Source organism: Paraglaciecola sp. 25GB23A (assembly GCF_040012495.1).
In the GTDB taxonomy this organism is placed as follows: domain Bacteria; phylum Pseudomonadota; class Gammaproteobacteria; order Enterobacterales; family Alteromonadaceae; genus Paraglaciecola.
The window spans coordinates 694615-709959 of sequence record NZ_JBDYKM010000001.1; the positions used below are offsets into that span (position 1 = coordinate 694615).

Annotated in this window: 14 protein-coding genes; all 14 read left to right on the forward strand. The window is 39.5% G+C overall.

From position 1 onward, the window contains the following. The first annotated feature begins 5 nt into the window (after window positions 1-5). The 14 genes from pseG to ABKW31_RS03095 all read left to right on the forward strand — a co-directional run bounded on the left by pseG (window position 6) and on the right by ABKW31_RS03095 (window position 15345). Window positions 6-1034 (forward strand): UDP-2,4-diacetamido-2,4,6-trideoxy-beta-L-altropyranose hydrolase, encoded by a 1029-nt coding sequence (pseG, locus tag ABKW31_RS03030; RefSeq protein ID WP_348614721.1) that lies wholly within the window; start codon window positions 6-8, stop codon window positions 1032-1034. Between the two features lie 13 nt (window positions 1035-1047). Then, window positions 1048-1638, forward strand: coding sequence for a UDP-4-amino-4,6-dideoxy-N-acetyl-beta-L-altrosamine N-acetyltransferase (gene pseH, locus ABKW31_RS03035; RefSeq protein WP_348614722.1), 591 nt, complete (start codon window positions 1048-1050; stop codon window positions 1636-1638). Window positions 1639-1640: 2 nt separating this feature from the next. Beyond that, entirely contained in the window at window positions 1641-1895 is a 255-nt protein-coding gene (locus ABKW31_RS03040) for an acyl carrier protein (RefSeq protein ID WP_348614723.1), read from the forward strand. Window positions 1896-1901: 6 nt separating this feature from the next. Continuing rightward, entirely contained in the window at window positions 1902-3209 is a 1308-nt protein-coding gene (locus ABKW31_RS03045; RefSeq protein WP_348614724.1) for a class I adenylate-forming enzyme family protein, read from the forward strand. Continuing rightward, on the forward strand, window positions 3202-3927 hold the full coding sequence (locus ABKW31_RS03050; RefSeq protein ID WP_348614725.1) for an SDR family oxidoreductase: 726 nt from the start codon (window positions 3202-3204) through the stop codon (window positions 3925-3927). The genes ABKW31_RS03045 and ABKW31_RS03050 overlap by 8 nt, the downstream gene beginning before the upstream one ends. 69 nt (window positions 3928-3996) lie before the next feature. Beyond that, window positions 3997-4950, forward strand: a complete 954-nt coding sequence (locus ABKW31_RS03055) for a glycosyltransferase (protein WP_348614726.1) — start codon at window positions 3997-3999, stop codon at window positions 4948-4950. Continuing rightward, window positions 4950-6149, forward strand: coding sequence for a UDP-galactopyranose mutase (glf, locus tag ABKW31_RS03060; protein WP_348614727.1), 1200 nt, complete (start codon window positions 4950-4952; stop codon window positions 6147-6149). Before ABKW31_RS03055 ends, glf begins: the two co-directional genes overlap by 1 nt. Beyond that, window positions 6139-7458: a capsule biosynthesis protein gene (locus ABKW31_RS03065; RefSeq protein WP_348614728.1), complete on the forward strand. Its 1320-nt coding sequence runs from the start codon at window positions 6139-6141 to the stop codon at window positions 7456-7458. The genes glf and ABKW31_RS03065 overlap by 11 nt, the downstream gene beginning before the upstream one ends. Next, entirely contained in the window at window positions 7458-8576 is a 1119-nt protein-coding gene (locus ABKW31_RS03070) for a class I SAM-dependent methyltransferase (RefSeq protein WP_348614729.1), read from the forward strand. Before ABKW31_RS03065 ends, ABKW31_RS03070 begins: the two co-directional genes overlap by 1 nt. A gap of 128 nt (window positions 8577-8704) precedes the next feature. After that, window positions 8705-9574, forward strand: a complete 870-nt coding sequence (locus tag ABKW31_RS03075; RefSeq protein ID WP_348614730.1) for a hypothetical protein — start codon at window positions 8705-8707, stop codon at window positions 9572-9574. Window positions 9575-9619: 45 nt separating this feature from the next. After that, window positions 9620-10291, forward strand: a complete 672-nt coding sequence (locus ABKW31_RS03080; RefSeq protein ID WP_348614731.1) for an acylneuraminate cytidylyltransferase family protein — start codon at window positions 9620-9622, stop codon at window positions 10289-10291. Window positions 10292-10298: 7 nt separating this feature from the next. Continuing rightward, window positions 10299-12575, forward strand: coding sequence for an N-acetylneuraminate synthase family protein (locus ABKW31_RS03085; RefSeq protein WP_348614732.1), 2277 nt, complete (start codon window positions 10299-10301; stop codon window positions 12573-12575). 316 nt (window positions 12576-12891) lie between these two features. After that, a complete protein-coding gene (locus tag ABKW31_RS03090) occupies window positions 12892-13794 on the forward strand; it encodes a class I SAM-dependent methyltransferase (RefSeq protein ID WP_348614733.1) in 903 nt (300 codons plus the stop codon). Window positions 13795-13803: 9 nt separating this feature from the next. Further along, complete coding sequence (locus ABKW31_RS03095) at window positions 13804-15345, forward strand: TIGR04372 family glycosyltransferase (protein ID WP_348614734.1); 1542 nt, start codon at window positions 13804-13806, stop codon at window positions 15343-15345.

Below are 15345 nucleotides of genomic sequence, written 5' to 3' on the forward strand. Positions count from 1 at the left end.
ATTGGGTGAAAGTATTATTTAGGGTAGAAGGCAATCATGCGATTGGTTTGGGCCATATTATGCGCTGCCTAGCACTGGCGCAGAGTATGGTTGCACAGCGCCATGAAGTCATTTTTGCCATCTCTGAACGCTCACTGCCATTGTGTCAATCTAGAGTAGTTGTATTGGGCAAAGTGTTAATTTTGCCTACCTCATGTGGTGACTCAGAAGCTCAATGGCTGACAAAACAGTGCGAGAAATTAGCGGTAGATTGGTTGGTGCTTGATGGCTACGAATTTCAGCAAGACTATCGCTTTGCACTGCGTTCGGCTGTATTTAAGCTCGCCGTTTTTGATGATACCAACGACACTGGTGCACTTCACGCTGATTTAGTGATCAATGGCGCGCCTAACGCTGAACTTATCAATTATCAACAAACCGCAGCCAATGCTGTATTGGCAGTAGGTGAATACTATCGAATATTGAGACCTGAATTTCTGCAATTGGCAGAAAAAAGTTGGTCAGGACGAGATTGTATGACCCTAATGTTTGGCGGCAGTGACCCACTTAACTTGACGATGTCGTTGTTAAACCTATTGGCAAAATCTCCGCTTTCTATGCCCATTGTGGTGATCACCGGGGCGGCATACGGGCATCTAGCTAACTTAGAAAAATGGCTCACAACGAGTACTCTAGCCATTCAGCACTTGCATGATTGCCAACATATGGCAGAGATTTTAAGCAAAACTCGCTTGGCAGTATCGGCGGCGGGGGGAGCTCAGTTTGAGTTGTTAGCCTGCGCTACCCCAGCGGTATTGCTGGTCACGGCCAAAAATCAATTATTTGCCAGCCAACAAGCAGCGCAACAAGGCTGGTGTGAGGTTATTGATCTTGAACAATGCTCTATCACAGCGTTAGCAGAACAATGCATTAATCTTTGGCAACAGCCACAAAAATTGCAAAATATGCATCAACAAGCATTGATGATGACAACTTACGACGGAGCTAAACATATCGTCGAACGTATGGCCCAAGGCGTTGCCAGCGTTAAATAGAGATAACTCAGAAATGACAAAAACAGGACTGCCCACACATTGTTTTAAGCCTTTGGTCGATGCCCAACTAGAGCAGGTGTGGCAGTGGCGAAACAGTGCCAGAGTAAGACAAAATATGCATAATGTTGAGCCGATCAGCTGGCAACAGCATCTTAGCTGGTTTGCAGGGCTGCAAAACGACCCTTGTCGTAAATTTTTTATATTGTGGCAAAACGAACGAGCGATTGGCGTATTAAACTTTTCAAAATTAGATACCCCACGGCCAGAGTGGGGATGTTATCTGGGTGAAACGGATGTGTGGCCGGGCAGTGGCATTATTTTGGAATTAGCCGCTTTGGATTATGTCTGTGCAAATCCGCTGTTTAGTCATTTGGATGCCCAAGTTCTATCCTTTAATATGGCAGCGAATAAATTACACAAAGTATTTGAATATGAACAGCTTATGGCGCAGCAAGCGGGGCAGCGTAACGAGCAAGATTTTGCTATATTGCATTATAGTTACCCACTTAAGCAGTGGTCGCAAAAGCGTGACAAAATCCTGGCGAAGTTACCCAAGAATATTGCCTTGGTTGCGGCCACTATTCAATTTGCAGAAGAGGAATGAAGGTGAACTTAGAACAACAAATCAGACAAGCCATGCAACAGGTGGCCGAGTTAAGCGATTGTCAGTTGATAGAGCCCATAGAGGCAAACACTTTGTTGCTCGAATGTGGCTTAGACTCGCTTGCTTACGCGATGTTGGTTGCGCAACTTGAAGAGGAACTAGGTTTTGACCCTTTTACCGAATTAGCCATTGATACTTACCCTAGCACCTTTGCTGAATTTTTGGCTAACTACCAAAAATGTGCTGATATTCAATAAACCACCATGCCTAACTTGCTTAAACAATTAGAGACACAGCCAGTGAAAGGGCGCATTAGCCACGCTGGTAACACAAGTTCTGTGTTTGACTTAATTCAAAATGCAAAAGAAATTAGGCAGCAAAATCCTCAACTTAAGCAACAAAACATTGCCTTGTGTCAGACGAATTTAATAAGCTTGGTGAGCGAACTCATCGCCTTTGATGGTTGGTGTACTGCAATTTATATCTGCCCGCCTCATGTCTCAGTGCCCCAAGTTACAAATCTCATAACATGGCCGAATGAAAATCATACTGCTTTGCAAGCCTCACCAGAGCCATTAGATTGTGGCGATTTGCCGCTTTTACCAACATCTTGGTATTTGGCAACATCGGGCACCACTGGCGAGCCAAAATGGTTTGCTCATTCTTTTTCTTCTTTGGTCACGAGTATCAAGCAGAGTGAGAACTTACAAAATTTGTGCTGGGGCTTACTCTATCAACCTTTTCGTTTTGCGGGTTTGCAGGTTTTGTTACAAGCCTTGTTAAGTGGCGCCGAGTTAGTTGATGCCACTGGCAGTGAACCCATGGCCCAGCTAATATTCTTGCAAAAGCATCATGTCAGCGCGATATCTGCCACGCCAAGTTTATGGCGACAGCTATTGATGACAAAGCAGTTACATAACTTGCCATTGCGTTATATTACCTTAGGCGGTGAAATTGCCGACCAAACCTTATTAGATAACTTAAGAGCCTTATTCCCCAAGGCGAATATTCGGCATATTTACGCATCAACAGAAGCAGGTGTTGGATTTGTGGTCAGTGATGGCCAAGCCGGTTTCCCAGCCAAGTGGTTGGACGATCCATTGAGACTGCCTGTTGCTTTAAAAGTATCTGATAATCAACATTTATGGGTGAAACCGAGCCACCAAGGCGCACAAACTCTGCTCCAGCAGTATGATAAACACGGTTATATGGATACCTTGGACCAAGTTCAACTCAGCGGCGACAGGGTGTTATTTTTAGGACGTGTTTCGGGTGTGATCAACGTAGGAGGTAATAAAGTGCATCCAGAGAAAGTGGAGCAAGTGTTATTGCAATGCCCCTCTATTGGTCAAGCGAAAGTCTATGCTAAAAAAAGTGCCTTAATGGGAGAATTAGTGGTGGCCGATGTCACGGTGATTGAGAATGCTGACCAGCACAGTGTTAAACAAGAACTGCTAAAAATATGCAAAACTCAATTACAACGTTTTGAAATACCAACCAAGATTAGCATAGTAGATAATATTATCTGTGAGCCAACGGGTAAAGTGAATAGGAAGCTACAACATGGTTGATTACGTGATTGTTACGGGAGCCAGCAGAGGTTTAGGCTTAGCGATTTGTCAACAAGCCGCAGTTGAAGGTTATGGAATTATTGCCCTTGCACGCCAGTTTTCAGAGCCCTTAAAACTATTGCAGCAAAGCTATCCTGATTTAGTCCACTATCATGCTGCTGACTTAGCCGATACGGATAGTTTAGCTGCGTTGTGTAAGCAATTAGTAAAACAGTATGGAAGACCTTACGCATTAATCAATAATGCCGCTGCAGGCCATGATGGCGTGTTGGCCACCATGCCTAACTCTGCCATTGAGCATTTAATGCAGCTGAATATTCAAGCGCCTATTTTACTGTGTAAGTACTTAGTGCGCTCCATGTTGTTAAATCGCAGAGGCCGGGTGATTAATATCTCGTCTATTATTGCCCAAACCGGATTTAACGGTCTGAGTGTTTATGCTGCCAGTAAGGCCGCATTAGAGGGCTTTAGTCGGTCCTTAGCTCGTGAAGTGGGGAAGGCCGGTATCACCGTCAACTGTGTTGCTCCCGGTTATATGCAAACTGACATGACCAGTAGTTTACAGGGCTCCAAGTTAGACAGTGTTAAAAGACGCAGCCCATTGGGGAAATTAGCCACGGTGGATGATGCCGCAGCCATGGTTGTGTATTTACTCAGTGAACGCGCATCGGCTATTACTGGCACCGTTATGACTGTGGATGCAGGCAGTACGGCATAATTCAAGCTAAAGCTGTAGGCTGAAATGCCGATACATTATTGATTTCTATTAAATTTTGATTGGTGGTATATGAAGTTATCGGTATTGGTGCCAGCTTACAACTTACAAGACTACATTCTACCTTGTCTGTTGTCGGTACTAGAGCAAGAAACCGACTTTGACTATGAAGTCATTGTTTGTGATGACGCATCAACCGATGATACCGCCGCTAAAATTGCGCAGATAGCCTTGTTATTTCCACTCAAACTGCGCTGCATATACAAAACAAGTAACGCCGGTCTGGCGGCCAATATGCAAACCTTATTGGCCGCTTGCTCCGGCGATTATATTGCTTATATGGATGGCGATGACTTAGCCTTGCCCAACAAGTTACAGACTCAGGTTGATTACCTAGATGCCCATGGCGATTGCCACATTGTTTATCACGAATCAGATATGTTTGATTCTGTGAGTGATAAAACCATTAAATTGTATTCTCAAGAATTCTATAACTGGTCTTATATTCCAGCGCGTTCAAACATTGAACATATGATTAAATTTGGCAGTTACATGCAAGCCAGCAGTGCGATGTTCAGACGTCACAGCCATTTGCTCGATACGGTAGCTGGCGATTGTAAAATTATTTTTGATTACGCTTTTTACATTCTTAATGCGGGTTTTCTAAAGGCTAATATCGATTTTATTCCGCAAGTTTTAGGCCGCTATCGAATTCATGAAAACAGCTTTGGCCAGCAAACCAGTCGCTCATTTACCCGTCGTGAACAATCCTTACAAGACATTGAGTTGGCGTGTCATTTAGCACAGCAATTTGATGTATCTGATATGGTTATTGCGCAGGGCATTGCCCATCACCAATTTGCTGCGGCCTTGTATTTTTTAACCCGTAACGAGCAAACTTTATTTTTAAAATATATTGAAATGTCTGCTGCGCAGCAGTGGTTTTTTAATGCCAAACATCAATTGGCTTATGACTTAAGGCTTCAGCCTCAGCAACTTTTGCAACGTTTGCAGGATAAAGTCTAATGGAACACTTTGATATTGTTGTGATTGGCGCAGGTTTTTCAGGCGCGGTAATGGCGGAACGTTTTGCCAGTCAGATGAATAAAACTGTATTAGTGCTTGAGCAGCGGCCGCATGTTGCCGGTAATTGTTACGATTATCGTAATGAGGCAGGCATTCTGGTTCATCATTATGGCCCGCATTTATTTCACACCAGTAAACAGCAAGTTTGGGATTATTTAAGTCAGTTTACTCAGTGGACGCCATACGAACACAAGGTGCTGGGTTCGGTCGATGGTAAATTAATTCCTATTCCCTTTAATCTTAATAGCCTGGCTGTATTATATGCAAAAGAGCAGGCTGAGAAAATTGAAGCACTACTTATCAGTACCTATGGTTTTGATACTAAAGTACCGATATTAGAGTTACGTAAAAGCGCAGAGCCACTACTGCAAGAACTGGCCGAATTTGTTTATCAAAAAGTATTTGTAAACTATACCGCCAAACAATGGGGCTGCTCGCCAGAAGATATCTCCCCTACTGTTACGGCTCGAGTGCCGGTGGTTATTTCACGAGATGATAGATATTTTCATGATACTTATCAGGCGATACCTTCTGCAGGCTACACTAGCCTTATTACTAAGATGCTCAGTCACAAAAATATTACGGTCAAAACATCCGTAGAGGCTAAGTCTTTTATCCGCTTAGAGCCGCAGAGTAAGAGCGTATTGTTTGCAGGCGAGGTGTTTAAAGGGCAAGTTGTGTTTACCGGTATGTTAGATCAATTATTTGATTATGTAGACGGCGAATTACCTTATCGTTCATTGCAGTTTGACTTTCAAACCTTGGAGCAAAGTCAGTTTCAACCAGCGACTACCGTCAATTATCCCAACGAACACGCCTTTACACGTATTACTGAGTTTAAACATATCCTTAAGGTTAATTCGAATCGTACCACTATAGTAAAAGAATACCCGCAAGGTTATGACCGGCATCATGAGTCTAAGAATGTGCCTTACTACCCTGTATTTAATGATGAAAACCAGCGTAAGTTTGAAGTCTATAAAAAACTGGTGAAGCAATTCCCAAATATCATCAGTACTGGCAGACTGGCAGAGTATAAGTACTACAATATGGATGATGCCGTGGCGAATGCCCTTGCGACGTTTGAAAAACAAGTTAAACCTAATTACTCAAATATGGGAAAACTCAATGTTAGTTGAACAGGCGATTGCGTTGAATGAGAGACGGCAACGTGTTTCAGTTAATGAATTAAGTGGTCTAGATTATTGCCTTGTTGGTGATGGGGCGTATGCCAAGGAATTATTGCAACAACTTGTCGAAACTGGAGTAACCTTGCCGACTACGTGGCTTGTATCTAAATTACAAACTAGAAGCGAAGTGCCAATTCAGGCTATTAATATACAAACCATTGACGACAAAATAAAACCGATAGAGCAAAGTGCTGTGCTTTTAGGGACTGGGCATTTTCAATTGGAATTGATTGAACGATTAAAGGCCAGATGTTCGCCAGAAACAAAGTTTCTTGACATAATGTTGCATGCCCCAAAAGTGCAGAACTACGAAAAAAATACCAGCACTGGAAAACAAGCAAGGTCGTACGCAGTTTATGTAGATGCCTACTCAAACATCAACATTAAAGCCTATTTAAAAGTTTTTTTTAATTTCTTAGCATTACATGATTGTGATATTCGTATTCATCATCCGCTAGACGAGTTAACAGCTGATTATTTGCGAAACGCACAGTTTGTCATGGTTTGGAACGGCTCAATTACTTCGTTTATGCCACTTATTAGCGTTTGCCAGCAACTCGATCTAAACATAACGTATTTAGAATGTGGTTTTTTTCCGCAGCATCAACATTTTTATCTGGATAAATGTGGTGTAAATGCCAAGAGTCAGTTATATAAAGATGATTTGTCTTGGGTTGGAAGTAAGGAATTAGCGCAACTTCATCAACTTAGAAAAAAATATCAAGATAAATATTTATTAGATACCTGTGATAACAATCAGGGTTACATTTTTGTACCCTTGCAAGTTCCGACAGATTCTAATGTTATTAATCATTCACGCTTTAAAACGGGTATGCAAGAATTTATTAATTACATTGAAACACGCTATCCCAATGATGATCTTCGTTTTAAAGTGCATCCGAAAGACTCGTCTAGCAAACAGTATATTTTCAATAAAGGTCAATTGATTGAAGGAGACGTGTTTTCGTTAATATCTGGCGCTAAGAAGGTGCATGGCATAAATTCATCTGTTTTGTATGAAGCTGCATTGCTTGGTAAGCCAATTGAAGTTGAAGGTGACTGTTTGTTAAAACCCCATATGAGCCAAATAGATACTGTGCTCGCTGCAATTATTTCAAGACAAATTAATATTACAAATAAAAATATCTCAGCACAAAAGTTAAGTCGATTTAGTCATATTGATTTGAACTTAAACTTGATTAATGTCGCAAGTAAACAACAAGAGTCTGTATTTACTGCAAGGGAGGCGAGGATCTAATGGCTTCTTTTAACAAGGTAATGCTACGTAAACAAAACAGCAGCTTCATAGCAATATCAGATGATATAGCACATGCTCTTGATAATCTTTGGGCATTACCTTTTGTCGACAAATCAATAGAGCAACTAAGTGCAGAAAATGTATTGCAGTATTTAACGAGCATGGAGGCTGATTTTGCCATGCTAAAATGGAGTGACGCGTTAAGCAAAGGTGGGGTAATTGAGATAGTGGTACCAAACACTGATTACTATTTGACGCTTTGGCAACAAGCAAGTTGGAGTAATACGGATCTAACGGATGCTGAGTCTTTGGCGCGTCAAGCTTTTGCTGGTTTATGGGGCACTCAACAAGATGGTAATCCTCGAAATGAGAATTATCAGCCATATTATCAAGATATCTATAAATCGGGATATAACGCGGCTAGATTGCAGCTTCTATTGGAGCGCGCTGGGTTTTGCGACATTCAAATTAATGAAGTTAATAGTGAATTGCTTGCTCGGGCAAACAAAACCATGGAAAGAGGTGAGCGCCAAATTACCACACACTATGACCAAATTAGGCCCGACCATTTAAATCGTTACGAGTTTGCTTGTAAAACCCTGGGGCAGCTCACACCGGCACATCAGATTGTAGATTTAGCCTGTGGTATTGGTTATGGAAGTTTATTGTTAGCTAAAGAAACGACTGCAAGTGTCACCGGAGTTGATATAGACAGTGCTGCAATTACTCATGCTCAACAATATTTTTCAAACAAGCAGACTCATTTTATTTGTGAGGATGCTAGGTTTTTAAGTTTAGAGGAGCAGAGCAAAGATGCCATCGTCTCTTTTGAAACAATAGAGCACATAGACTTTGATGCAGAGCTATTGACCATGTTTTATAAGTTATTGAAACCGAGTGGGCAACTTATTTGCTCTACGCCAAATCAAGATGTGATGCCGTTTGATAAGCAAAAATTTAAGTTTCATATTAAACACTATACCAATACAGAATTAACGCAGTTATTAACCCAAGCAGGTTTCAAAAATATTCAGTTATTTGCACAGCGCGATCCGGTGATGGGAAAAGTGGTAGTAGGTCAAGATGGCAGTTTTACCATTGCAGTGGCGACAAAATAAAAAAACGAGAAAAGATAGTGAGTAACATAATCAGATTTAAACAAGGTTATTACAAATATTATGCGCCTTGGTTATATAAAGCCCATCGACTTTGGGCAAAAATTAAATTAATTCAATGGCAGTTGCCAATGACGGAATTAGACTCTTTAGCTCAATATTATTGGTCTGGTTATCTCAACTCAAAGTTCGAGCAAGAGTTATTAGAAAGAAACTCAACATTGTTGAAAATACCGAAACAAATAAAACAGCCTACGAAAGTCGCCTACATTTTGGGTTGCGGTTCAAGCATCAACCAAGTAACTGAGCAGCAATGGCAACATATTTCGACCCAGTTTAGTGTTGGTGTTAACAATTTTTATGTACATGACTTTACACCTAACGAGTACTTTATAGAATTTGTCGACAACCAAGCGTTTCTTAATCTAATTTACGACGAACTTTTGGATAACCCTTGTCACCAATCAGCACAGGTTAATTTGGCAGGAATTTATATTTTGCTGCATGGTGCAGCTTATCGCCCGCCAAAAATTCAAAAACCCAAATTTTATGTGAGTAGAAGCGTGATGCTGAGTTCTAAACAATTGTTGAAAAGAATACTTCCTCGTTATTTTAAAAAAGATAACCCTTTTCTCACCCACCATATTTCTAACTTAGATACGGTGATTCACTACTGCATCAAACTTGGTTATAAAGATATCAATTTAGTTGGCGTAGATTTAAGTAACGATGGTTATTTCTGGGATCATGTTGATAAACCTGCCTATTTAAAAGCACGTCATTTTATTCACTCATTTCAAAAACAAAAAGAATATAAGCAAGATAGTAAAGGTTTTCATGCAACTGCCTCGAGTGAGGTTGCTCGAAAATTAGGAAAGTTAACTATTGTGGAGTATTTGGCACTTTTGCAAGAACATGTTCTTAATCAATTGGGCGTCAAAATATGGGTAACAAATCCCCATTCATTGTTAGCGTCAGCGCTGCCAATTAAAGAAATTTGAATATGTACCAATCAACAATTTTAAACATGTAAGCGGAAATCAATAGTGAAAATCGCCGTTATAATACCTGCGCGAGGTGGCTCTAAGGGGTTACCAGGTAAGAATATTCGCGATCTTGGCGGGCGCCCATTGATCGCTCACAGTATCGATCAAGCGGCAAGATCTGAGTTAGTTACTGACATTTTTGTGAGTACCGACTGCCCCAAAATTAAACAAATATCGGAATTGGCCGGTGCCACAGTTGTATTGCGCCCCGATTCTCTTTCAGGTGATACCTGCTCGTCAGAATCCGCATTACTGCATTGTCTTGATGTATTATCAAAAAATGACCTGACGTTTGACTTGATTGTTTTTTTACAGTGCACGTCTCCCATTAGAAAGACAGATGATATCGATAATGCGATTAAGCATATCGTGATGGAAAAATCAGATTCACTTCTCTCAGTCATTCCTAATCATCGATTTTTGTGGCGCTTTACGCAAGATGGCGCCGAGTCCATTAACTATGACTACTTGCATCGTCCGCGTAGACAAGATATGTCACTTCAGTATCAGGAAAATGGGTCGATATATATATTTAAACCTTGGGTGTTACAAACGACCAGTAACCGTTTAGGTGGGAAAATTAGCATGTTCGTGATGGATGAAATGTCTGCAATCGATATTGATTCAGAATTTGATTTTAAACTAGCAGAATCAGTATTACAGAGGCTATAGGTGTTTTGTGCAGCTAGATAAAGATATTCAAAAGTACCTTATCGAAGATGATTCTTTCATTTCAGATGCACTAAATGCTCTGAATGCGAATAAGCTACAAATTGTTTTTGTCGTATCAAAAGAAAAACGTTTACGAGGTGCATTTACTGATGGTGATTTTAGACGCTGGATTTTACTGCAAAATAGAATAGATCTAAATAGCCCAATTGTTCAGTGCATGAACACTAGCGTAAGTTATATGCATGAACTTGATGAGCCGATAGATATTGAACGCAAACTAACAGAACGATTACGATACTTGCCGATTGTAGACGAGCAGATGCGCATAGTATCTATTGCTTCCAGAGAAAAACGCGCTATTTCGATAGAGCAGTTTTCGATTAGTAAAACCAGTCCTTGTTTTATTATCGCTGAAATAGGAAACAACCATAATGGCGATTTAATGTTAGCCAAAAGATTGGTTGATTTGGCAATAGAATCGGGTGCAAATTGTGTTAAATTTCAAATGCGAGATATGGAGAGTTTGTATGTTAACGGCCATACTTCCAATCGAGAATCTGAAGACCTAGGTACCCAATATATCCTCGATCTATTGAGTAAATTTCAGCTTAAGGAACATGAGTTTCGGGTTTTGTTTAGCTATTGTAAACAGCGAAACATTACCTTTTTGTGCACCCCCTTTGACGAAGTGAGTGCTGATATATTGGAGCTGATGGGGGTGCAAGGGTTTAAGATTGCCTCCGCAGATTTAACAAACCATAAATTATTGAAACACATTGCAAAAAAGGGATTGCCGATGTTAGTTTCAACGGGCATGTCATCTGACTCTGAAATCAAGATGGCCGTCGATTTACTTAAGTCAGAAGCAGCTCAATTTGTATTATTGCATTGTAATTCAACTTACCCCGCGCCGTTTAAAGATATTCAACTGCCTTATCTTCAGTATTTATCTAAAATGAATGATGGACTAATTGGTTATTCAGGTCATGAGCGTGGTATTTCCGTTACTATTGCGGCTGTTGCCTTAGGCGCCAAGGTAATCGAGAAACATTTTACTCTTGACTGCTCAATGCAAGGCAATGATCACAAGGTCAGTTTATTGCCTGAAGAATTTTCTCAAATGGTTAAAGGAATTCGTCAGGTAGAAGAGGCAATGCTTGGAAATGGCAATCGTAACATGAGCCAAGGTGAGATGATGAATCGGGAAAACCTAGCTAAAAGTATCGTTGCTACAAAAGATATTTATCCCGGACAAATCATTACTGATGATATGTTAACTGTAAAGAGTCCCGGTAAAGGTTTACCTCCATATCATCTGGATGCATTAATAGGTAAAGCCGCTATTCGACAATTTAAACGTGGTGAGTTTTTCTTTCATTCAGATTTAAACACCAGCCCTCAAATTATTCCAAGACAATATACATTTTCGCAACCCTTTGGTATTCCTGTTCGCTATCACGATGCGAATCTTTCCACTATGTCTAATTTTGATGTGGTTGAGTATCACCTTAGTTACCAAGACTTAAATTTAAAACCAGTAGAATTTATCTCAGCCAACAAGCGCATGAAACTATTAGTTCATGCACCTGAGTTATTTGAAAATGACCACACTTTGGATTTAGCCAGTGATGATGATAACTACCGTCAAATCTCTATCCAGCATTTAAATCGTGTTTTTGATGTAGCTAGAGCACTTAAGCAGTTTTATCCCGCCACTAATAAGGTCCAAGTCATTGTTAATGTCGGCGGGTTTAGCCAAGAAAATTTTCTGACGGGAAATGAAATAAGTCGTAAATATGCATTAGTTGAACAGAGCTTAAGAGGTTTAAATACCAATAATATTGATATTTTAATTCAAACGATGCCTCCATTCCCTTGGCATTTTGGTGGTCAACGTTTTCATAACTTGTTTGTTGATCCGGATGAGTCCGCCTTGTTTTGTCAACGTACGGGAACAAATATATGCCTTGATGTTTCGCACAGTTATTTGGCGTGTAATAAATATAATTTGGAACTAAAAACATACTTTGAAAAATTAGGTGAATACATTAAACACATTCACATTGCTGATGCCGCCGGTGTAGATGATGAAGGGTTAAAAATAGGCGATGGAGAAATGGATTTTGCGGCAGTTTTTGATTATATGAAACAATACTGCAATACCGCTTCTTGGATCCCTGAAATTTGGCAGGGTCATAAAAATTTCGGTGAAGGTTTTTGGCAAGCGTTTGAAAGCTTAGAGTCGCTTTTGACAAAAGGAGAGACTTTAGTTCTCGATAATTAAGTAGTTTCAGGTACTTAATTAAAGATGTACTTTTTTATTATCGGCCAAGTTAATTTCAGTTGTAACTGTCGATTAGATATATTAACAAATTAGAAAATAGTGTAGGTGTGGATCCCATCGTTGAGTAAAAAAATATATCGTCAATGAAAGCCACTTAAATAGATTAGTATGCAGATAACAGTTCTCTTCAGTCTAAAGAGTTAAAATATAAATATAGATTGTTGTTAAAATAATCCACGTAATGGATTTTGTGATGCTGATGCGTAAATTTGATGATCATGACAATCTTTTGGTTTAACCCATAATAAGGTATTTAATGGAATTTACTTATCATACCGCGTTAGTTCAGCAATTAGTGGATCTGAACATAATTGATGTAGGTAGTGTCGAACTCTATTCACATGAGACTAGAGATGATCCAGAACAAGTTGTTTGGAGATGCAATCGATCAGGCCTTATATTTTTGGAACCGAATGAAAATAACCATAATTCAACAAATGGTGATGACCTTTCATATTGGGGGGTAGAGCAAAGAGCCAATTTTTTATTGAATAGTGAAGATGATGACAATCGGCGGTTCCACTTAATTGCTAATTATTTGGACAATGCACACTATTTAGATATTGGGACAGGACTCGGCGGGATTCTCGATAAAGTTAACGGTCTCGCGAAAAAAGTAGTTGCAATAGAGCCTCAAAACGCGGCACGGCAAATACTAAAAAATTTAAACTATGAAGTATATGGAAATATAAAAGAGGTAGTAGACCGAAAATTTGATTTGGTTACTCTGTTTCATGTATTTGAGCATTTGCATAATCCATTAGATGTGTTGAGGCAAATTCGCAATAGAATGAATACAGCTGGAAAGTTAATCATTGAAGTGCCTAATGCCAATGATGCCTTGCTTACACTGTACAAGAGTCAAGATTTTAAGCGCTTTACTTTATGGAGTGAGCACTTGATTTTATATACGCAGCAAAGCTTACAGATATTGTTAAATTCAGCAGGTTTTTTAGTTGAAAAAATTGAAGGACATCAACGTTATGACTTAGCTAACCATCTATACTGGTTAAGTCATGGAAAGCCTGGAGGACATAAAATTTGGAGTACTAACGTTAGTCAAGAAGCAAAAGATAGCTATGCTTCTTCGCTTTATACCCAAGGTCTAAGTGACACTCTTGTACTAACTGCTAGGTTAGATTCAAGTAGAGTTACCTAAGTTATGTCATTGTCTTTCGAACATCACCTCAGTCAGTTGAAAATGCTACTTGACCAAAGCGAGTTTGAACAGCTAAAGGTAATTAGTGAAACACTATTGAAACTCGACCCAAATAATTCTGAGCTCCTTAATTTTCGATTTATTGCATTGAAAGGTTTAGGTATCGAAACCAAAGATATTGGATTTTTGCGAAAGTTTTGTTGGTATAGAAGTCTAGATCACAATGCATTTTATGCGCTTTATCTAGCTTACTTAGAGCAGGATGATAAGTTCAACGCTCTTGTTGCTTTAGCATATTGTTTGAGTGTCACCCCTGATTATGCAGTTGGAAAACAATCGCTTAGTACAACCTTAATGTCACTAGGGGCGACTAGTTTAAAGATATCGTTTCTGACAGTAGATAGAGTCGGTCACTTGATTTGTGAGCCAGAAAGTTGGATCCGTTCTCGTAAAAAAACAAACACCGCCAAAAAAGTATTGAATTTGTTCGTTGCAGATGTAGCGATTGAAAGTGATATAGCCAATCTATATATCTATGGTCTGCTAAAGGAACATATTCGTATCGTTGAAAATCCTTTTTTGCACAAGTTATTCAGGAGCCGCCCAAATCTTATTTCTGACTACTTTTATGAGCCAATGCCATTCGATCTCCAATCCCACAAAAAGCTGAATAATAAAAAACCTTGGCCTGAAACAGATTATTTATTATTACAAAATATTCAAAGATTGAATCCGCCTAAAATCGCAATTCCAAAATCGGACGAGAGAGCAGGAATAAAAGCATTAAGTGAGCTAGGAATAAAAGACTTTAAAAAAATCGTTTGTTTTCATGTGCGTGATGGCGCCTATCTGAGTGAGAAAATTGAAAGTAAGAATTGTTCTTATCACGACTTTAGAGATGCCGATATTAATACCTTTAAATTAGCAGTCAATTACTTGTTAGATAAAGGCTACACCGTTATTCGAGTAGGACTTACATCTCATCAGTTTTTAGACATCAAACATCCAGCTTATTATGATTTTTGTAAGAACAAGCCTGGCGGACTAAATGGCTTTATTGAAACATTTGTACTCAGTATTTGTTCATTTTTTATTGCTAATACGAGCGGGCCGCAGGGCGTTGCAGCGGCATTTGATCGGCCTATTTTGGGAGTTAATATGGTTCCCTTTGGCTTATTCTATCCGTATTACTCTCGATTTATTCCAAAATATTACTTCAATAAAGAGACTAATCAAAGAGTGAAATTTATTTCGCTTTTGGAAGGAATTAAAATTTCGCGCGACAGTGGCATTAGTATTGATATACTGGAATGTATGGATGGAAACGTTTTGCGTAATAATGGTTTTGAATGTATTGATAACAGTGAAGGTGAAATTCTTGCGGCAGTAGTTGAATTTGAACAATTAGTTGTTTCAGATGAGTTGATTAGAGATATGAGTGAGACACATAAACGTTACATTGAGAAAATACCTGCTAGAGATTTAAAAAATGGCAGCATGTTGGTCTCCGAGTGTTTTTTAAAAGCAAACAGACATTTATTCGATTTATAG

Bases quoted from the DNA above. Each gene is read 5' to 3' on its own strand.
- ABKW31_RS03055 (WP_348614726.1), top strand. From the start codon at position 3,997: ATGAAGTTATCGGTATTGGTGCCAGCTTACAACTTACAAGACTACATT.
- ABKW31_RS03065 (WP_348614728.1), top strand. From the start codon at position 6,139: ATGTTAGTTGAACAGGCGATTGCGTTGAATGAGAGACGGCAACGTGTT.
- ABKW31_RS03090 (WP_348614733.1), top strand. From the start codon at position 12,892: ATGGAATTTACTTATCATACCGCGTTAGTTCAGCAATTAGTGGATCTG.
- ABKW31_RS03045 (WP_348614724.1), top strand. From the start codon at position 1,902: ATGCCTAACTTGCTTAAACAATTAGAGACACAGCCAGTGAAAGGGCGC.
- glf (WP_348614727.1), top strand. From the start codon at position 4,950: ATGGAACACTTTGATATTGTTGTGATTGGCGCAGGTTTTTCAGGCGCG.
- ABKW31_RS03075 (WP_348614730.1), top strand. From the start codon at position 8,705: ATGACGGAATTAGACTCTTTAGCTCAATATTATTGGTCTGGTTATCTC.
- ABKW31_RS03070 (WP_348614729.1), top strand. From the start codon at position 7,458: ATGGCTTCTTTTAACAAGGTAATGCTACGTAAACAAAACAGCAGCTTC.
- pseH (WP_348614722.1), top strand. From the start codon at position 1,048: ATGACAAAAACAGGACTGCCCACACATTGTTTTAAGCCTTTGGTCGAT.
- ABKW31_RS03050 (WP_348614725.1), top strand. From the start codon at position 3,202: ATGGTTGATTACGTGATTGTTACGGGAGCCAGCAGAGGTTTAGGCTTA.